Below are 19,234 nucleotides of genomic sequence, written 5' to 3'. Positions count from 1 at the left end.
GTTTTTGGAGCACACCGCACTCCTCGCCACCCACCCGCCCGGGAAACAGGGTACGGAGCGTGCCTTTGCACCACCATTGTGCTTAGCCTTCGTAGCTCGCAGCCAGCCACGTGAGTCCTTTCGGGGGGAGCATGCGGATCCTGAGGCGCATCGCGCTGGTGTTGTTGCTGCTTGTCGGGGTGCCGGTCCTGGCGGTGCTGCTGGGCGCGGTGATCCCACATCCTGCAGTGTTCGAGCAGCCGGACGGCACGCCCCTTCCACGACGCATCCTGGTCGTCTCGAACCCTATCCACACCGACATTGCCATCCCGCTGGACGCCCAGAGCCGGGCGGCGTTGCCGTTCCTCGCCGAAACCGAGCTGCCGGTAGATCTGCCGGACGCCCGGTGGCTGCTGATCGGATGGGGTGGCCGGGCCTTCTATCTGGAGACGCCGAGCTTTGCCGACATGAAGCCGGGACCGACGTTCAAGGCGCTGACACTCGATCGCTCAGTGATGCATATCGATGTGCTTGGCGAGGTCGACCAGGCGAACCCGATCGTGACCCCGCTGGACCTGTCGGAGGCCGGCTATGCCCGGATGCTGTCGGAGATTGCCGGCAGCTTCTCGCGCATCGATGGCCAGGTGCAGCCAATCGACGGCTACGCGCTGACCGGCAGCGACCGGTTCTACGAGGCGGAAGGGAGCTTCAACGCCATCTTCGTCGGGTGCAATGCCTGGACGGCGCGGATACTGCGCAGCGCCGGCGTGCGGACTGGCTTGTGGGTGCCGCTGCCGACGACGCTTGCCGGGTCACTGCGGCTGTTCAACCGCCTGCCCGAAACGGCAGCGCCCCAGGGCTCTTAGCTTGTCACGCTTTCGAACCGGAAAAGTCTGCAACCTTTCCTGAAAGCGCTCCGCTTAGCCCTTTGCGACGCCCGGCAGGCGTGGCCAGAAGAAGCCGGTCTTCTGGCGATAGCTGGCATAATCGGCAGCCATCGGGGTGCGGGAGAACTTCTTTTCCTCGCCGAGTGCGGCCAGCACGTAAATCACCGTAATGACCGCCAGCGGAATGACCGACCAGGGCGACCAGGTGGCGATGGCCCAGCCGATCCAGAAAATCAGGTAGGAGGTGTAGAACGGGTGGCGCAGGTAGCGGTAGGGACCGGTCATGACAAGGCCGTGCGGATTCTGCACGTCGAAGGCCATCTTCAGGCGCGCGGCGCGGGATGCCTTGATCGCCGCCCAGAACAGCCATAGCGCCAGGCACTCGATCACCAGGCCGATGGACAATGCCAGCACGGGCTGGGTCTCGATCCAAAGCAGGGTCAGGTAGATCGCCGCAGTTGCGAGGACGACCACAGAGATCACCACCGTGCCCGTTGGCATTTTCGGCGAGTTGAAATGGGCCTTCAGTGACCAGCTGTACTGGGCGATCACCGCAATGCTGACCGCACTGACGAGCAGATCGAGAACAAGGTCCATACGTAATCCCCCTGCGGCGCTACTTGGGCTGCCTGATCACGCTACGTAGGGATCGCCGACGAAACAAGCTGCAGTTGCGCAACGACGGCCTGCGTTTCGATAAAATGCAAGGTTTTCGCTTCGTCGTTGCTTCACCGTGCTGGTTGACCGGGGCGTAGTGAGTGTCTGGCAGAGTCCGGGGCACTCAGCATGACGGCCTCGCAATGACCATCTACCACAGCACGGTGCAGACCCACTCCGCCTCTATCCGCCTCAGCGAAAGCGACGGGCGCGGCGAACCGCTATTGCTGCTGCACGGCTCGGGCGCCTCGCGCAAGGTGTTCGGCAAGCAGTTCGACAGCGAGCTGGCCGACCGGCACCGGCTGATCGCGCTCGACCTGCCGGGGCACGGCGCCTCGGGCGACGCAGAGTCGGGCGCCGACTATGGCGTCGACGGGCTGGCGCGCACGGTGGCCGAGGTGCTGGAGCACAAGGGCATCGAGCACCTGGTGGTGATGGGCTGGTCGCTGGGTGGGCATGTCGGCATCGAGCTGATGGCGCGGCATCCGGGGGTGCGCGGGCTGATGATCGTCGGCGCGCCGCCGATCGGCCGCGGCCCGATCGCCATGCTGCGCGGCTTCCAGACCAACCTCGACCTGCTGCTGGCAGCCAAGGAGCAATTCAGCGAACGCGACGCGCAGCGCTTCTACGAGATGTGCTACCACGGCGCGGGCGACCCGACCTTCCTGCAGTCGATCCGCCGGGCAGATGGGCGCGTTCGCGTGGCGGTATCGAAGAGCCTGCTGCGCGGCGATGTCGCCGACCAGAAGCTGGCGGTCGAGCAATCGAGCGTGCCGGTGGCCGTGGTCAATGGCGCCGCCGAGCCGGTAGCGCGGCTGAGCTATGTGGCGGGGCTGCACTACCGGAACCTCTGGGGCAATGTCTGCCACATCATTCCCGATGCGGGGCATGCACCGTTCTGGGATCAGCCGGCGCAATTCAACGAGCTGCTCGGCGCTTTCGCGGCCGATGTGGTGGCAAAGCCTCTCGCCACCACACCTACGGTCTCCGAGGTTACTCCGCCGCCTGCGGCAGCAGCTCCTGCCGCTCCCACTTCAGCACCGGCGAGCGCGCGGCGCGGGTCTCATCCAGGCGCCGGCGCGGTGCGTTCAGCGGCGCGCTGGTAAAGCGGGCCGCATTGCCGGCCCTGGCGTCATTGGCCAGTTCCAGCATCACATCGCAGAAGCGGTCCAGCGTCTGCTTGCTCTCGGACTCGGTGGGCTCGACCAGCATGGCGCCATGCACGACCAGCGGAAAGTACATGGTCATGGGGTGGAAGCCCTCATCGATCAGCGCCTTGGCGAAATCGAGCGTCGACACGCCCGTGCCCTCGAGGAAGCTGTCATCGAACAGCGCCTCGTGCATGCAAGGCTGCCCTGGGAACGGCACCGAGAAGACCCGCTCGAGCCGCGCCTTGATGTAGTTGGCGTTGAGCACGGCATCCTTGGCCGCCTGGGCCAGACCGTCGCCACCATGGCTCAGCATGTAGGTGAGCGCGCGGACATACATGCCCATCTGGCCGTTGAAGGCGGTGATGCGCCCCAGGTGCTGGCCTTCAGCATGCTCAACCAGGGCCAGCGGGCCCTCACCCTTTTTCACAAACGGTACCGGTGCGAATGGCGCCAGCGCGGCCGAGAGGACCACTGGGCCAGCACCCGGACCACCACCGCCATGTGGAGTGGAGAAGGTCTTGTGCAGGTTGATGTGCATGGCGTCGATGCCGAGATCGCCCGGCCGGACCACGCCCATGATGGCGTTGAAATTGGCGCCATCGCAGTAGAAGTAGGCCCCTGCCTCGTGCACCGCCGCGGCGATCTCGATCACTTCGGGCTCGAACAGCCCGCAGGTATTAGGGTTGGTGAGCATGATCGCAGCGACATCGGGCGACAAGGCTGCCTTCACCGCCTCGACATCGACCGTCCCATCATCGCGAGCCGGCACGGCCCTCACTGAATAGCCGAGGAAGGCGGCGGTGGCGGGGTTGGTGCCGTGGGCGCTCTCGGGGACCAGCACAACCTTGCGGTGCCCCTGCCCCGCGGCTTCCTGTGCCGCCTTGATCGCCATCATGCCGGCCATCTCGCCATGCGCGCCGGCCTTGGGGGTGAGGCAGACGGCCGCGGTATTGGTCAGCGTCATCAGCCAGTGCGCAAGCTCCTCCATCAGGGCGAGGGCGCCCTGCACGGTCGAGACCGGCTGCAGCGGGTGGATGTCGGCGAAGCCGGGCAGCCGCGCCATCTTCTCGTTCAAGCGCGGGTTGTGCTTCATGGTGCACGAGCCGAGCGGGTACATCCCACTGTCGATCGAATAGTTGAGGCGGCTGAGGCGCACATAGTGGCGCAGCGTCTCGGGCTCGGTAAGGCCGGCGAGGTCGATCTCCGACTTCCGCTCGAAGCCACCGAGGAAGCTGCCATCGATCGTCACATCAGGCAGATCGACGCCGGAATGCTCGCGGTCACCGATCTCGAACAGCAGCGGCTCGTTGGGGAGCAGCGAGGACCCCGAGACGGAAGTGAAGTCGGACGTGCCGACGGGCACGGAAGTGCCGATGCCAGTCGGGCGGCCCTGGTTGTTCATGCTCATTGGGCGTCCTCCGAAAGGGCGGCGTGGAGGCACTCGGCCAGCATCGCGATATCGTCGTCGGTGGTGAGCTCGGTGGCGGCCAGAACGATGAGGTTCTCGCAGGCCGGGTTGTCGGGCTCGAGGCGGCTCACGGGTAGACCGGCGAGCACGTCGGCCCTGGCCAGCATCTCGACCACTGGCGCAGCCGGTACGGCCAGGCGGATGGTCATCTCGTTGAAGAAGCTCTTGTTGAGTAATTCGACACCGGGGACGGTGCCGAGCATCTTCGCGAGCTTCACCGCATTGTGGTGGTTGAGGCGGGCCAGCTTCTTCAAGCCAGCCTCGCCGAGCAGCGACATGTGGATGGAGAAGGCGAGCGCACAGAGGCCCGAATTGGTGCAGATGTTGCTCGTCGCCTTCTCGCGGCGGATGTGCTGCTCGCGGGTGGAGAGGGTCAGCACGAAGCCGCGATTGCCGTCGGCGTCGACGGTTTCACCGCAGAGCCGACCCGGCATCTGGCGGATGAACTCCTTCCTGGTGGCCATCAGGCCGACATAGGGGCCGCCGAAGTTGAGGCTGTTGCCGATCGACTGGCCCTCGGCGACGACGATATCGGCGCCAAGGGCGCCCGGAGCTTCGATCAGGCCGAGCGACACGACCTCCGTTACCACGACGATCAGCAAGGCGCCGGCAGCGTGGGCGGCATCAGCCGCGGCGCGCAGGTCGCGCAGGTGGCCGTAGAAATCGGGGGTCTGCACGACGATCGCGGCGGTGTCGCCGTCGATGCGGTTGAGAATGTCGCCCTGCCCTTCCGGCGAGGCCGGCAGGCAGACCAGATCGGGGCCGTCACCGAGATAGGTGCGCACCACGTCGCGATAGTGCGGGTGAAGACCGCCCGAGAGGATGATGCGGTTACGGCGGGTGAGGCGACGCGCCATCAGCACGGCTTCGGCAGTGGCGGTCGAGCCGTCATACATCGAGGCGTTGGCGACCTCCATGCCGGTGAGGTGCGCCACCTGGGTCTGGAACTCGAACAGCATCTGGAGCGTCCCCTGCGAGACCTCCGGCTGGTACGGGGTATAGGCGGTGAGCCACTCCGAGCGCTGGATCAGGTGATCGACGCTTGCCGGTACGTGGTGGCGATAGGCGCCGGCGCCGATGAAGAACGGGCCGTCACCGGCGGCGTGGTTGCCGCTGGCCAGTGCCTTCATCTTGGCTTCGACGAGGAACTCGGGCGAATGGCGCGGCAGGTTCACCGGTTCGCGCAGCAGGGCATGGCGGGGGACGCGAGCGAACAGATCCTCGGCGGTCCGGGCGCCGATCACGGCGAGCATATCGGCCCGCTCGTGCTCGGAATGGGGGAGATAGCGCATCGAAGTCCTCAGGCGGTCAACTGGGCGTAGGCGTCGGCATCCATCAGGCCATCGAGCTCGGACGGGTTGTCGAGCGCCAGCTTGAAGATCCAGCCGTCGGTTTCGGGCGACGAGTTGATGAGCCCCGGTTCCCCCGAGAGCGCGTCATTGACGGCGGTGACGGTGCCGGAGACCGGCGAGTAGATCTCGGATGCCGCCTTCACCGACTCGACCACCGCAGCCTCGTCGCCGGCCTTGAGCTTCTGGCCGACCTTGGGCAGCTCGACATAGACGATGTCGCCCAGTTGCTCCTGCGCATAGGGGGTGATGCCCACGGTGCCGTCGGCAGTGATGTACTCGTGGTCCTTGGTGAACTTGGTCATTTGCTGGCCTTCCGGACATAGCGATGGGGGACGAATGGTGTGGCGACGGCTTCCGCCGCCTGGGTCTTGCCGCGCACCAGCACCTGCAACCTGGTGCCCGGCGCGGCGTGATCGGGCGGCACGAAGCCGATGGCGATGGCGCGGCTGAGAGTGGGGGCAAAGCCGCCCGAAGTGACGACGCCGATCTCGGCGCCGTACTGATCGAGAATCGCTGCGCCCTCGCGGGCTGGCGCACCTTCGACGGTCAGGCCGATGCGGACGCGCTCGAGCACCCCACCGAGTTCGGCGAGAATGCGCTGCGCGCCGGGGAAATCGGCGGCCTCGCGGCGGCGCTTGGAGATGGCGAAGTTGAGCCCGGCCTCGACCGGCGAGATGGTCTCGTCGAGGTCGTGACCATAGAGCGGCAACCCGGCCTCGAGGCGCAGGCTGTCGCGGGCGCCGAGGCCAATCGGCTTCACCCGATTGTCGGCGAGCAGCGTGTCCCAGAAGGCGGCGGCGTGTTCGGGATCGACGAGGATCTCGAAGCCGTCCTCGCCGGTATAGCCGGAGCGCGAGATCACCAGCTTGGTGTCGCGCCAGTCGAACGAGGCGTAGTGCATGAAGCCGAGTTCGGCGGCGGCGGGCACAATGGCATCGATCACCGCGGCGGCTTCCGGCCCCTGCAGCGCGAGCAGCGCGCAGTGGTCGGAGCGGTTGAGCGTCGCCTGCCCCAGTGCGGCGGTGGCGATGCGCTGGAAATCTTCTTCCTTGGTGCCGGCGTTGACGACGATGTAGAGCGCCCCGCCCCAGCCCGCAGCGGCCGGGCGGGCAATCATCAGGTCGTCATAGGTGCCGCCCTCTTCATTGAGCAGCAGCGTGTAGCGGATCTGTCCGGGTTTCAGCCCTTTGATGTCACCGCAGATCAGCGGCTCCACCACTTCAGCGACTGCCGCGTGATCCGCCTCGCTATCGCCCGACTTGTTGTCAAGGACGAGGAAGCTCGGGCCCATATGCGAGACATCGAACAGGCCGGCATGCTCGCGGGTCCATTTGTGCTCGGCGATGATGCCGGCGGGATATTGCACGGGCAGTGAGTAGCCGGAGAACGGCACCATGCGGCCGCCAAGCGACACATGCTTGTGGTTGAGGACTACGGTCTTGAGGTCGTCTGCCGGTTGATCGGCCATTGGAACACCAGGGGCTGGTTGCACAACAACGCGCGAGCGAACGCCCTCGCGTCGGTGCCCCCTCTGTCCGCTAACCTGAGAGATTTCCTGACCGCCTATGGGTCAGTTGCTCCTTCGGTGAGGCGAGATCGCCTGCTTTCCAGAGTTCAGTACGACAGCGGTCCGGGTGCCTGAGAGTTTCCGGGGCGGTTGCTCCTTCGGCGCCGGCTCGAAACCGGACTCTCCCGCTGTTGGGGTTATGCTAAGCCGGGTTTGCACGACGAAGTCAATCGCGGAGTGCCAGGGGCCACAGGGCCGACGACCATCGTTGCGGCGCGCGCCTCACCGGCAGAAACGAAGATCCCCGCTTTCGCGGGGATGACATCGAGTTTGGGCTCGTCGAAAGCGGGTGGCTACTTGCCGTCGAAGCCGACCCAGATGACGATCTGCTCGCCGCCGGTATAGGGGATGGCGACGTTCTCGACCACCTTCACGAACTCTTCCGACTGGTTCGGCGGGGTGATGGTGACCGGAATCTCATAGCGTTCGGAGAACAGGGGCACCTCGTCGCGTTCGACCGCGAAGCGCACCGGCACGTTGACGTTGGTCTGGTTGCCGGCGGGGCCGAGCAGCAGGCGACCGACTATGCCCATCTTCACGGTGATCAGGCCGTTGGACACCACGCAGTTGCGCGACTGCTTCTCGATGACGGCCTGGTAGTTCAGCGAACGCGCGTCGCCGACCTTGCCCTTGCCGTAGTAGAACAGCGCCTCACCACCATTGCGCACCTTGATCGGCGGACATTCGGTGGCAATGGCGGGCAGCGCGTTGGTGCTGGCGGTCGCCAGTTCCTGCTGCGTGGGGTTGGCGGTGGCCATCGGCGAGGGGCCGCTCGCGGCGGGCGCGAACATGTTGCCCATCGAGCAGGCCGAAAGAGCGAGCGCCAGGGCGCCCATCGAAAGCAGTTTTGCGCCGCGCGTCGCCGCCAACTCAACAAACCCCATGCGACTGCTCCTTACGCACTAACTCGCGACGCTTCGAGCGCCAGCAGAACCGCCGGCGCGCCGCTGACGGTCACTCCTGCCACATCCTGCACAAAGAGGTCCTTAACGATGCCGTCTTCGATGATCATGGCGAAACGCGCGAAGCGCTTGCCCATGCCGGCGATCTGCTTGGACAGCCCCAGCGCATCGGCGAGGTTGCCGTCGCCGTCGGCGACGAACTCGACTTTGCCGATCGCTTCGGAGCGCTCGGCCCAGGCCTTGGTGACGTGGTGATCATTGACGGCGCCGCAGACGACCCGGTCGACGCCGAACGCCCTGAACTTGCCGACATTGGCGACAAAGCCCGGCAGATGCGAGGTGTCGCAGGTCGGGGTGAAAGCGCCCGGAACGGCGAAGAACACCACCCGGCCGGTGCCCAGAACCGCATCGGACGTGGTGTCGACGGTGTCGCCATTACCCACGAGTTTGACCGGGACGGACGGAATCCTGTCCCCGCGCTGGATGGTCATCTGCGTGAAAGCTCCCATGATCGAACGCACACCCTCTGCCCGGGCGCGACGGACCTTAGATCAGTCGCCCGCCGCAGTCGACCCGGCGGACGAAATCCGCCGTTCCACCGAGAACGGACCCATTTCGGTCATGAATGTGAGCCGGACGGGCATGCCCTCCACGCCGCGGCTACTTTCTCCCCCGAGCAGTGGCAGGAGCACTAGTTTTCCATCCGGGCTTTTTTGCGGCGCACCAAAGAGTTGTCCGGCTTCGCCGGTGTCGGCGATCAGCGATTGTGGATCGACCTTGCCGTCGTCGAGCCGCACCGCCAATGCGTCGGCGGCCCGATCAAAACCGACCCAGGAGATGGGGTCGCGCGGGTCGTCCCAGGGCATCGGCGTCAAAGCCAGCGCCTGGGCGATGCGAAGGCCCTGCGCCCGGTCCGGGGCGGCGAAGGCCAGTGGCAGCTGGAAGCTGGCGGTCACCGGGACGCAGATATCGGAGCAGACGCCCATGATCACCCCAAGCTTGATGTCGGCGGCGTTGCCCTCGAGCCTCAGCTCGACCGGCAGCACGGTGGGGCCGCGATAGACGAAATCGACATAGCCGGTCTTGGTCTCGATCAACGGGAACGGCCACAGCACCTGGTGGCCGGTGACACCCGTCGAGGCAGCAAAATCGAACTCGGTGGGAATGCCGGTCTCGCCGGGAACGCGCCAATAGGTGTTGGTGGCCTCAGGCATGTCGATCTCGAGCGCCACCATGGTGGTGCCGTCAGGCTTCAGCAGGTCGGACGAGATCAGCCGGACTTTGGCGCCGGGCGCCACTTCCTGCCACGGCGTTTCGGCCGCGACGGCAGGGGTGAAAAGCATGGGGATAAGCAGAAGTGCCGGGATGCGCATGGGTTTCCGGATAGCCGAGCGCACCCCAAATAGAAAGGCGGATCAGGTCTTCGTGAAGCTAGGCAGAGCGCCCGGGCTGAGTCTAAACTAGCCCGATCCGGCTCCGCCGGTACCAGGAGTGTGGGATATGGAGTCGCTCAGGGGCCAGTTTCTCGTCGCCATGCCGGACATGGGCGACGACCGCTTCCGCGAGACCGTGATCTATCTGGTCGGCCACGGCGACGAAGGCGCCATGGGGCTGGTGATCAACCAGAGCCTCGAGGACATGAAGTTTGCCGATATCCTTGAAGAGCTGCAGCTGGGCGAGAAGGACGAGCTGATCCAGCTGCCGGACGCAGTGCGCAACCGCAAGGTGCTGCGCGGCGGCCCGGTGCAGAAGAGCCGCGGCTTCGTGCTGCACTCGTCGGACTATTTCCGCGTCGGCAACTCCTACGAGGTCACCGAAGACATCTGCCTCACCGCGACGCTCGATATCCTCAAGGCGATGGCGTTCAAGAATTCACCGAGCGACGCGCTGTTCGCGCTGGGTTATTGCGGCTGGAGCCCGGGGCAGCTCGAGACCGAGATTCAGGGCAATGGCTGGCTGACCGTGCCGTTCTCGCGCGAGCTGCTGTTCGGGCTACCGATCGAGAACCGCTACGACGCGGCGCTCGCCAGCCTCGGGATCACGCGCGCGTCGCTGAGTGCGACGGCGGGGCATGGGTGAGGCCCTCGTCGATATCGCCATCGAGCCGCGCCATTCGAGCGACCGTGATCGGCTGACCAAGGCGCTTGCCCGAGTAGCGGACGATGATCCGGACTGCCGCGTGAGGATCGATGTTGAGAGTGGCCAGGTCGTAGTTTCGGGCCAGGATGAGCACCACCTCGTAGGACTGATCGAACGCCTGAAGGCGGCTGGCGTCGAAATGAACTTGGGCACTCCGCAAGTGGCGTATCGCGAAACGATCACGCGCAGGGTTGAGCGCGACTATTTCCACAGGAAGCAGTCGCACGGCGGCAGCGAGTTCGCCCGCATCCTGTTCCGCATCGAACCAGGCAACGGCCCGCAGTTCATCGCAGCGGTCGCCGAAGGCAACCTGCCGGCGGCATATATCCTCGGCGTGCAGACGGGCGTGGCATCGGTCATGGGGTCTGGCCCGGTGATCGGGTTTCCGCTTGTCGGCGTCAGGTTCACGTTGCTGGATGGCGGCTATCACGACGTCGACTCCTCGGTCCTCGCGTTCGAGATCGCCGGTCGCGCCGGGTTCCGCGAGGCCATCGAGCGGGCTGGCCCGAGAGTTCTCGAGCCGATCATGTGGCTCGAGGCGTTGGTGCCACAAGCCGTCGTTGGTGACGTGATCGGCGACCTCAACTCGCGACGGGGAGGGATAGAGCGGACCGAGGCCCAAGGTAGCGACTGCCTGGTCGTGGCTGTCGTTCCGCTTGCTACGATGTTCGGATACACCAGCTCGCTGCGCGCCATCAGCAGTGGCGCCGGCCGGCACACCATGCGGTTCAGCCACTATGCCGAAGTGCCAACTGGCGTCGACCCTGACGACCGCTTCCGGCCCGCCATGGCGATGCGGGCCTGACTCGCGACAGTTGCGCTCTCGTGCGACGGGGGCATGGTGCCTGTGGCCCCACCCCCTCCCGGCCTCCCCCATCAAGGGGGAGGTGTCGGGCCGGTGGAATTGGCTGGATCGTGCCTCACGCACTGAACGGCACCTCCCCCCTTGTGGGGGAGGTTGGGAGGGGGGTGGCCACGAGCACCGCCCCTGACTTACTTGCCGCTGAACTGGCTCTGCAGACGCTTGCCGAGTTCCTGGCCGCTCATCGCGGCGCCGAAGGCGTAGCCCTGGGCGTATTGGCAGTTGAGCTGCTGCAGGCGCTCGATTTCCTCGATGGTCTCGACGCCCTCGGCGATGACGCTGAGATCGAGCTCGGTGGCGAGCGTGATGATGGCGCGGATGATTGGCACCTGGGTGTGGCTCATGCCGGTGTCATCACCCAGCTGCACAAAAGCGGCCGGGATCTTGATGGTGTCGAACGGGAAGCGGTGCAGGTAGCTCAGTGAGCTATGCCCGGTGCCGAAATCGTCGAGCGCCAGGCGAAGGCCGAGGGCCCGCAGCGCGTTCAGCACATAGGCCGAGTGCTCGGGGTTGCTCATCACCTGGCTCTCGGTGATCTCGAGCTTCAGGTGCCGAGCGATCTGCCGGTGGTCTGAGACTAGCGCGCGCATGTCGTTGAGCAATGACTCGGTGGCGAGCTGGGCGGGCGAGAGGTTGACCGAAACGAAGAAATCCTCGGGTAGCGGCAGCGAGGCGGCCCATTCACGGGCCTGGCCGGCGGCCTGCTCGAAGGCGACGCGGCCGAGGCGCTCGATCAGCCCGGTGCGCTCGGCCAGCGGCACGAACTCCTCGGGCGCCACCACGCCGCGCTGCGGGTGGTTCCAGCGCATCAGCGCCTCGCAACCGGCGATGGTGCCCGAATGGATGTCCATGATCGGCTGGAACTGCACCGCCAGCTCGCCGTGGCGGAGGCCGCGATCGAGATCTTCTTCGCCGGCCTTCGAATAGGCGGCGATGGAGCGGGCCGAGGCGCGGAAGGCTTCGATACGGTCGCCGCCCAGGCGCTTGGCGTAATACATGGCAAGCTCGGCATCGCGCAGCACGTCGGGCGCGGCGACCGGGTTGCCGTCATAGATGGTGACGCCGATCGAGGCGGTGAGACTCAGGTCGCGCTCGCCGAAGTTGAACGGCGATTTCAGCGCCTTGCGGATCTGCTCGGCGGTTTCGGCGATCTTGCCGGCGGCCTGCTCGGACGCAAGGATAACGCCGAACTGGTCGCCGCCGAGGCGGGCGACGGTATCGAGCGGCCGCATGACGCGGGCGACGCGACGGGAAATCGCCAGGAGCACGGAATCGGCGGCCGAGTGCCCTACCCGCTCCTCGAGCTCGGTGAAGCGGTCGATATCGATGAGGAACACAGCCGGCTTGGTGCCGTTGGGCAGGCGGGCGCGCACCAAAGCGCGCTCCAGCCGGTCGAGGAACAGCTGCTTGTTGGGCAGGCCCGTGAGGCTGTCATGCACGGCGTCGTGCAGCAGGCGCTCGCGGCTGGCGCGGTCCTCGTTGACGTCCTGCAGGGTGCCGACGATGCGGTTGACCTGGCCGTCGCCGCCCAGCACCGGCTTCACCCGCATGCGGAAGGTGCGGAAGCTGCCGTCATGGGCAGTGAGGCGGACATCGGCCGAAACCTTGCCGCGGCGCAGTTCGACCAGCGTGTCGAAGGCGGTGCGGAAGCGATCCCGATCTTCGGGGTGAACGCGGTCGAGCCAGCGCTTGATCGAGCCGCGCAGCGCACCGCGGCGCTCGCCGAGACGGGTGCCGAGCTCATCGGAGACGGCGACGCGGTCGCGCTCGATGTTCCAGTCATAGACGAAATCGCCCGAGCCGGTGAGCGCCAGGGCGCGGCGCTCGACTTCGGAGAGGGTGCCGATCGACACCTGCCCTTCCGAGAAGGCGTGCTGCACCGAGGTGAAGCCCAACAGCATGACGATGAGCACGAGCCCGCCGGCGACGGCGGGCTGCGCCACGTCGTTCGAGACCTGGCCGGTGACCACCAGCCAGGCGTAGAACAGCCAGGCGATATAGATGATCCAGGTCGGCACCAGCAGCACGGCGCGGTCGTAACCGCGCAACGCCAGGAGCAGGATCAGGAAGAAGCCGGTGATACCAAGCAGCGCCAGCACCAGCCGCGCCACCGTCGCGGCAATCGAGGGCTGGAAGAAGGCGAAGCCGAACAAGGCGAGGAACACCACGACCAGCGCCAGCGCCAGATGGATGAAGCGCAGGTGCCAGCGATGGAGGTTCAGGTAGATGAACAGGAAGCCGAACAAGGTCGTGGCGATGCCGGCCTCGGCGGCGGCGCGGAACGGCTGCATCGCGCCATTGGAAATGCCGAGCAGTGGCCCGAGCACGCCGAAATCGACCAGCAGGTAGGTCAGCACGGCCCAGGAGAAGGCTGCGGTGGCCGGGAAGATGCCGCGCCCCTTCACCACGAACATGATGGTGAGGAACACCGCGGCAAGCGCCGCAACGCCGAGCACCACGCCGCGGAACAGGGTGAACGAGTTCACGTAGTCGCGGTAGGCGTCGGGCTTCCAGAGGTAGAGTTCGGGCAGCGCGCCGCTCGACAGTTCCGCGACGAACGTGACAGTGGCGCCGGGATCAATCACCACCTCGAACACGTCGGCTTCGCGGTCGGTGAGGCGTGTGGGGCGCAGACCCGCGCTCGGGGTCAGCACCTTGATGCGCTCGGCGCCGAGATCGGGCCGGAACACCCCAGAGCCCGGCAGGCGGAAATACGGCGCAACCAGCAGGCGTTCGAGCTGCACGTCGGAATCGTTGCGCAGCGCAAACAGCGCCCAGTTGGGGTTGGAGCCGCCGACCGAGGCCAGCACCTCGATGCGGCGGATGATGCCATCTTCACCGGCGGCGGTGGACAGCTGCACCTTGCCGGCGTCGCCGGGAACGATATCGACCACGCCGGTGAGGTTCACGGCGTTGACGTTCTCGGGGGCGGTGATGACGTCGAAGGCGGCAGCGGGAAGGGTCCCGACCAGCGCAAACGCAATACACATCGCGAGGTAGAGGATGTGACGCATTAGCTGAAAAATGGCCCTGCCGCAGTCATGGTTGGGGAACCTAGGTAACGGGGTTTCCCCCTTGGGACAAGCATTCACCGGCGGCCGTGCCTAACGGCTGCGTCGTAGCGCTCTCGGGTAAGGCCGAACAGCACGTGGTCTGCCCACCTGCCGTCGATCTGGAGGTAGTGTTCGGCGTAGCCCTCTTCGGTGAATCCGTTTTTTTCAAGGACGCGGCGGCTGGCCTGGTTGTCGGGCAGGAAAGCCGCGTGAATCCTGTGCAAACCCAGGGTTTCGAAGCAGTAGGGGATCACGAGGCTCACCGCCTCGGTCATGTAGCCCTTGCCGGCGAAGCTGTGCCCCATCCAGTAGCCGAGGTTGACGAACTGCGCGGCACGGCGCCGCACGTTGGAGAGGGTGATGCCGCCCACCAGCTCCTCGTCGCTGCGCGTGAAGATGAAGAAGGCGTAGTCGGTGCCCGCCTTGGCCTCCTCACGGCCGCGCCTCAGGCGCGCGGCATAGACACGTTGGCCGAGGTCCGAGTCGGTCCAGCGCGGCTCGTAGGGCCGAAGGAAATCGCGGCTGGCGCGGCGCAGGTCGCGCCAGGCGGTGTAGTCGGTCGGGCGCGGCGCGCGCAGGATCACACGCTGGCCCGTCAGCACCGGGGTATCGTCGCGCGCAAACCAGGTGAGCATCATGATGACGCCGCCAAGCCCTCAGTTCTTCAGCTGTGCCGCGATGTCGCGATAGTCGGGGAGCTTGGCGACCGGGCCGATACCCGCCAGCGACACCTTGCCAGCTTCGAAGATCTGCCGGGCGATCTGCTTCACCCGATCGGCAGTGATGCGGTTGATGCGATCGACCGTCTCCTGCAGCGGAATGGTGCGGCCCCACAGGATCTGCTGGCGCGCCAGCTGCCCGGCGCGTGACGACGGGCTCTCGAGCGACATCAAGAGACCAGCGCGGATCTGGTTGCGGACCCGGATCACCTCTTCGTCGGAGATGGTCTCGGTGGCCTTGCGCAGCTCGTCGAGGACGACCGGCAGCAACTCGGCCACCTCATCCTCGCCGGTGGAAGCGGCAACGCCGAAGATGCCGCTATCGGCAAAGGCCCAGTGGAAAGCATAGACCGAGTAGCAGAGACCGCGCTTCTCGCGCACTTCCTGGAACAGCCGCGAGCTCATGCCGCCGCCGAGGATCGAAGCGAGGATCTGCACGGCATAAAAGCCGTCCGAATTGTAGGCGCGCCCTTCCATGCCGAGCACGATATGGGCCTGCTCGTGGTCAGAAACCAGCCGCTGCTCGCCGCCGACATAGGCCGCCTTGTCCGGCGGCGGGGCGCCGGTGGGCTTCAGGTCGTGGAAACGGTTATTGGCGATATCGACCAACGCGTCGTGATCGACATTGCCGGCGGCGCACAGCACCATGTGGTCGCCCACATAGTTGCGCTCCATATAGGCGCGGATGGAATCGGGACCGAAGCTGTTCACCGACTCGACGGTACCGAGGATGGTGCGGCCGATCGCCTGATCGGGAAAGGCGGCCTGCTGGAACAGGTCGAACACATGATCGTCGGGATTGTCGCGCGCCGCGCCGATCTCCTGGACGATCACCTGCTGCTCACGATCGAGTTCATGCTGCTCGAACTGCGAGTTCTGCAGGATGTCGGAGAGAATGTCGGCGGAGAGCGCGACATCTTCCTTCAGCACGCGGGCAAAGTAGCCGGTGTGCTCGACCGAGGTCGCGGCATTGAGATCGCCGCCGACATTCTCGATGGTGGAGGCGATCTCCAGCGCATCGCGGGTCTTGGTGCCCTTGAACGCCATGTGCTCGAGCATGTGCGAGATGCCATGCTCGGCTTCGGTTTCGCTGCGTGACCCGGCCTTGACCCAGATGCCAAGGGACGCGCTTTCGAGGTGCGGCATGTCGTCGGTGAGAACGGTCATGCCGTTGTGAAGCGTCGTACTCCGAACCGTCACTTATGCTCCTCCGGCACGGGTGCGTGCCGCAATGAACTGCTCAACCTCGGACTGATCGTTGTTCAGTACCGTGTAGCGTTCTTCTCGTTCATAAAGATCAGACAACCACGCCGGCAAAGCGGGTTCAATGCCCGCCGCAGCCTTGACCGCGGCCGGGAACTTCGCCGGGTGCGCGGTGGCAAGGGTGACCACCGGGGCGGTGCCGCCCACGAGGGTGCGGGCAACGGCGACGCCGACAGCGGTGTGGGGGTCGAGCAGGTAGCCCGAGCCGGTCTCAACCGCCTTGATGGTGGCCGCTGTGGCGGCCTCATCGGTGCGCCCGGCGACGAACTGCCGGCGGATGGCCGCCATGCCCGTGTCGGGGATGGAGAAGCCGCCGGATTGCTTAAGGCCGCTCATCATCGACTTGACCGCCTCAGCGTCGCGATCGACGGCCTCGAACAGCAGCCGCTCGAAGTTCGAGCTGACCTGGATATCCATCGACGGGCTGATGGTGGGGGTGACGCCGGTGACCTCGTAGCGCCCGGTCTCGATGGCGCGGGCGAGAATGTCGTTGGAGTTGGTCGCGATGGCCAGCGTCCTGATCGGCAGCCCCATGCGCGTCGCGCAGTAGCCGGCGAAGATGTCGCCGAAATTGCCGGTGGGGACGGTGAAGATCACTTCCCGCTCAGGTGCGCCGAGCGAGGCGGCGGCGGTGAAGTAGTAGACGATCTGCGCGACGATGCGGCCCCAGTTGATCGAGTTGACGCCGCTCAGGTGCGTCGTCTCGCGGAAGCTGCGATTGTTGAACAGGCCCTTCACGATGTCCTGGCAGTCATCGAACGTGCCGCGCAGTGCGATGTTGTAGACGTTGGCGTCGAGCACCGTGGTCATCTGCCGGCGCTGCACCTCGGACGTGCGGCCCTCGGGATGGAGGATGAAGATGTCCGTGGCGTCGCGGCCACGGAAGGCTTCGATGGCGGCCGAACCGGTATCGCCCGAGGTCGCGCCGACAATGGTGGCGCGACTGCCGCGACGGGCGAGGATGTGATCCATCACCCGCCCCAGGAACTGCATGGCGACGTCCTTGAACGCCAGCGTCGGGCCGTGGAACAGCTCGAGCACGAAGTGGCCGGGCTCGAGCTCAACCAATGGGGCGACCGAGGGGTGCCGGAAGGTGGCGTGGGCCCCGTCGATGATCTGCTTCAGCTCGGCATCAGGGATTTCGCCATCGACGAAGCGGCGGATGATGTCGAAGGCGACCTCGGCATAGGGCCGATTGGCGTAGGCCGCGATCTCGCTGGGGGTGATCTGCGGCCAGTGCTCTGGGACATAAAGGCCGCCGTCACTTGCGAGACCCGCGAGGACTGCATCGGAGAAGCCGGGCACGACCGCCCCGCCGCGCGTAGAAACGAACTGCATGTAGGGAAAGCGCCCCGCCTTGTTCTCACACGTGCCTGCTGCGCACGCGGTTTGGGATTGCGGGGCACCCTAGTGAAACTGCGGCTGCGCCGCAAGTTTCATGGCTTGGGTGGCAGCTTGGCTGGCTTGGGCGCCCGCTGGCGCCGGGCCCAGAAGAACAGCAGGAACGGTACCAGCGTCGCAAAACCGAACCAGGTGATGGCGTAGCCGAGGTGGTTGTTGGGGAAGCTGACGACGGTCTCGCCGCCCTGCGGCAGGGTGCCATCGCCCAGCGCCGGCAGATCAACGTAGATCGGCGCAACCGGCTGCGAAACCGGGCCGGCAAGCGACGCCAGGCGCTCGGTGTTGCGGACCCATTCGATGCGCTTGGCGGTATCGGGCGCCGGGGTGAAGCTGTTGATCTCTTCGCTGGCGCGGGCAACACCCTCGAGGCTGACCAGACCCGGCGCGACGGTCCCCCCGGCGGCGAAGGCCTCGGCGGACTCCTCAGGGACGAAGCCACGGTTGACGAAGACAGTGCCGCCGGCTGCGAGTTCAAGCGGCGTCATCACCCAGTAGCCGGGACCGGAGTATTTACCGCGCTGGTCGGCAAGGCTGGTGAAGACCAGCACTGTCTGCTCGGGCCGGAAGGTGCCGGCGGCGGTAACAGGGCGGTAGTTCCAGGCGTCAGCATCGAAGGCGCCCCATTCGCCGACCGGCGGCAACGGCTCGGGCGCAAGGGTCATGCGCGAGGCGACATTGGCGATCAGGTGCTCCTTCTCGCCAAGACGCTCGACCTGCCAGATACCGAGCGTCACGAAGAGACCCATCAGCACCAGCATGAAGCCGACAAAGGCCCAGAACGACCAGCGCGCACGCCGGCCGGGACGAATGTCGTCAGCCATCGAGGCGGCCTTCCCCGGCGCGGTTATGGTACTGCAGCGCCACCATCGTCGCCTTCAGCGGGCGGAGCAGCAGCAGCGACAGGATGACGGTGCTGGGCAGCCAGAGCAGCAGGTGGACGAACGGCGGCGGATGGAACAACCCCTCGACCGTCGCAGCGGCGCCGACGATGACGAAGCCGACGATCAGGATGATGAACACCGCCGGCCCTTCGGTGGCGGCGGCAAAGCTCAGGTCCTCGCCACAGCTTTCGCAGCGCGACACCGGCTTCAGGAAGCCGGAGAACAAAGGCCCTTCCCCACAGCGCGGACAACGACAGGCGAGGCCGGTGGCGAAAGGAGACGGCAGACGTTCGGGGGTCGGCTCGGTCATGGTCAGTACAGTGTAACCTTGAGGCGCTCGGGCAGCGCGCGATCATAGGCCTCGCCGTCGATGCGGGCCTCGCTGGTCGCGGCGAGCATCTGGCCGGGGCTCGGCAGGGCAGAGCGCTCGACCTGCCGTTCCGGATTCCACAGCTCGGAGCGCACCAGGGCGCGCGAGCACTGGAAGAACACCGTGTCGATGTGGATGACGAGGACGCTGCGCGGCTCTTTGCCGGCGATGGCCAGGCGCTGCATCAGTTCGGGGGCGACCGAGATCTCGGCGGTGCCGTTGACGCGCAGCGTCTCGCCGACGCCGGGGACGAGGAACAGCAGCGCGACACGTGGATCGGCGATCACGTTGCGGAGGCTGTCGACGCGGTTATTGCCGCGCCGGTCGGCGAGCAACAGGGTCTTGTCATCGAAAATCTCGACGAAGCCGGGCGGGTCGCCGCGCGGCGAGGCGTCGAGGCCGCCTGGGCCTGAGGTCGCGAGGATGGCAAAGGGCGACGCCTTGATCAGCGCGGCATAATGCGGGTGGAGATACGGCATCTCCTTGAGTGAGGCGCCGAGGCTGACTTCGCCATAGAGCGCCTCGAGGCTCGCGACATCGCGGATGATGTGATCAGTCATCTCTATCCCCGGAACAACAAAGG

At 66.0% G+C, this 19,234-nt stretch carries 19 protein-coding genes and 1 riboswitch; of the genes, 4 read left to right on the top strand and 15 right to left on the bottom strand.

The window, feature by feature from the left end:
• Positions 1–131 precede the first annotated feature (131 nt).
• Positions 132–845 carry a TIGR02117 family protein gene (locus ASC89_RS09330; RefSeq protein ID WP_082528426.1) on the top strand — a complete coding sequence of 238 codons (714 nt, stop codon included), beginning with the start codon at positions 132–134 and terminating at the stop codon, positions 843–845.
• Between the two features lie 54 nt (positions 846–899).
• Here the strand turns inward: ASC89_RS09330 and ASC89_RS09325 are convergent, their stop codons facing one another.
• Positions 900–1,463: an isoprenylcysteine carboxylmethyltransferase family protein gene (locus tag ASC89_RS09325; protein ID WP_055885018.1), complete on the bottom strand. Its 564-nt coding sequence runs from the start codon at positions 1,461–1,463 to the stop codon at positions 900–902.
• Positions 1,464–1,666: 203 nt separating this feature from the next.
• On the opposite strand from ASC89_RS09325, the gene ASC89_RS09320 reads away from it, so the two are divergent.
• Complete coding sequence (locus tag ASC89_RS09320) at positions 1,667–2,629, top strand: alpha/beta fold hydrolase (RefSeq protein WP_082528425.1); 963 nt, start codon at positions 1,667–1,669, stop codon at positions 2,627–2,629.
• Here the strand turns inward: ASC89_RS09320 and gcvPB are convergent.
• From gcvPB to ASC89_RS09285, 7 genes are all read right to left on the bottom strand, one after another.
• Positions 2,517–4,082: an aminomethyl-transferring glycine dehydrogenase subunit GcvPB gene (gene gcvPB, locus ASC89_RS09315; RefSeq protein ID WP_055885015.1), complete on the bottom strand. Its 1,566-nt coding sequence runs from the start codon at positions 4,080–4,082 to the stop codon at positions 2,517–2,519. The two genes, ASC89_RS09320 and gcvPB, sit on opposite strands and share 113 nt — an antisense overlap.
• Positions 4,079–5,434: an aminomethyl-transferring glycine dehydrogenase subunit GcvPA gene (gcvPA, locus tag ASC89_RS09310; protein WP_055885013.1), complete on the bottom strand. Its 1,356-nt coding sequence runs from the start codon at positions 5,432–5,434 to the stop codon at positions 4,079–4,081. Before gcvPA ends, gcvPB begins: the two co-directional genes overlap by 4 nt.
• An 8-nt stretch (positions 5,435–5,442) precedes the next feature.
• Positions 5,443–5,796, bottom strand: coding sequence for a glycine cleavage system protein GcvH (gene gcvH / locus ASC89_RS09305; RefSeq protein WP_055885010.1), 354 nt, complete (start codon positions 5,794–5,796; stop codon positions 5,443–5,445).
• Positions 5,793–6,962: a glycine cleavage system aminomethyltransferase GcvT gene (gene gcvT, locus ASC89_RS09300; RefSeq protein ID WP_055885005.1), complete on the bottom strand. Its 1,170-nt coding sequence runs from the start codon at positions 6,960–6,962 to the stop codon at positions 5,793–5,795. Before gcvT ends, gcvH begins: the two co-directional genes overlap by 4 nt.
• 148 nt (positions 6,963–7,110) lie before the next feature.
• Positions 7,111–7,199, bottom strand: a riboswitch (glycine riboswitch).
• Between the two features lie 155 nt (positions 7,200–7,354).
• Positions 7,355–7,945: a hypothetical protein gene (locus ASC89_RS09295; protein WP_055997006.1), complete on the bottom strand. Its 591-nt coding sequence runs from the start codon at positions 7,943–7,945 to the stop codon at positions 7,355–7,357.
• 11 nt (positions 7,946–7,956) lie between these two features.
• On the bottom strand, positions 7,957–8,454 hold the full coding sequence (locus tag ASC89_RS09290) for a peroxiredoxin (RefSeq protein ID WP_055997003.1): 498 nt from the start codon (positions 8,452–8,454) through the stop codon (positions 7,957–7,959).
• Positions 8,455–8,514: 60 nt separating this feature from the next.
• On the bottom strand, positions 8,515–9,306 hold the full coding sequence (locus ASC89_RS09285) for a protein-disulfide reductase DsbD domain-containing protein (RefSeq protein ID WP_162247923.1): 792 nt from the start codon (positions 9,304–9,306) through the stop codon (positions 8,515–8,517).
• Positions 9,307–9,463: 157 nt separating this feature from the next.
• On the opposite strand from ASC89_RS09285, the gene ASC89_RS09280 reads away from it, so the two are divergent.
• Both ASC89_RS09280 and ASC89_RS09275 read left to right on the top strand, forming a co-directional pair.
• Positions 9,464–10,042, top strand: a complete 579-nt coding sequence (locus ASC89_RS09280) for a YqgE/AlgH family protein (RefSeq protein WP_055884994.1) — start codon at positions 9,464–9,466, stop codon at positions 10,040–10,042.
• Positions 10,035–10,907 carry a hypothetical protein gene (locus ASC89_RS09275; RefSeq protein ID WP_055996998.1) on the top strand — a complete coding sequence of 291 codons (873 nt, stop codon included), beginning with the start codon at positions 10,035–10,037 and terminating at the stop codon, positions 10,905–10,907. The genes ASC89_RS09280 and ASC89_RS09275 overlap by 8 nt, the downstream gene beginning before the upstream one ends.
• A 188-nt stretch (positions 10,908–11,095) precedes the next feature.
• Here the strand turns inward: ASC89_RS09275 and ASC89_RS09270 are convergent, their stop codons facing one another.
• The 7 genes from ASC89_RS09270 to ASC89_RS09240 all read right to left on the bottom strand — a co-directional run bounded on the left by ASC89_RS09270 (position 11,096) and on the right by ASC89_RS09240 (position 19,211).
• Positions 11,096–13,954 (bottom strand): EAL domain-containing protein, encoded by a 2,859-nt coding sequence (locus ASC89_RS09270; RefSeq protein ID WP_244488426.1) that lies wholly within the window; start codon positions 13,952–13,954, stop codon positions 11,096–11,098.
• 98 nt (positions 13,955–14,052) lie between these two features.
• Positions 14,053–14,655: a GNAT family N-acetyltransferase gene (locus ASC89_RS09265; protein WP_055884987.1), complete on the bottom strand. Its 603-nt coding sequence runs from the start codon at positions 14,653–14,655 to the stop codon at positions 14,053–14,055.
• 18 nt (positions 14,656–14,673) lie between these two features.
• Entirely contained in the window at positions 14,674–15,936 is a 1,263-nt protein-coding gene (locus ASC89_RS09260; protein WP_156384556.1) for a pitrilysin family protein, read from the bottom strand.
• Positions 15,937–17,337 (bottom strand): threonine synthase, encoded by a 1,401-nt coding sequence (thrC, locus tag ASC89_RS09255; RefSeq protein ID WP_055996995.1) that lies wholly within the window; start codon positions 17,335–17,337, stop codon positions 15,937–15,939. It abuts the gene before it with no gap.
• Between the two features lie 98 nt (positions 17,338–17,435).
• Positions 17,436–18,221 (bottom strand): SURF1 family protein, encoded by a 786-nt coding sequence (locus ASC89_RS09250; protein ID WP_055996992.1) that lies wholly within the window; start codon positions 18,219–18,221, stop codon positions 17,436–17,438.
• Positions 18,214–18,591, bottom strand: coding sequence for a DUF983 domain-containing protein (locus tag ASC89_RS09245; protein ID WP_055884975.1), 378 nt, complete (start codon positions 18,589–18,591; stop codon positions 18,214–18,216). Before ASC89_RS09245 ends, ASC89_RS09250 begins: the two co-directional genes overlap by 8 nt.
• A gap of 2 nt (positions 18,592–18,593) precedes the next feature.
• On the bottom strand, positions 18,594–19,211 hold the full coding sequence (locus tag ASC89_RS09240) for a pyridoxamine 5'-phosphate oxidase family protein (RefSeq protein WP_055996989.1): 618 nt from the start codon (positions 19,209–19,211) through the stop codon (positions 18,594–18,596).
• Positions 19,212–19,234 lie beyond the last annotated feature (23 nt).

The organism is Devosia sp. Root413D1 (assembly GCF_001425235.1).
Lineage (GTDB): Bacteria > Pseudomonadota > Alphaproteobacteria > Rhizobiales > Devosiaceae > Devosia_A.
The sequence above is the reverse complement of the archived record's forward strand: the minus strand, read 5'-3'. Positions and strand labels throughout refer to the sequence as shown.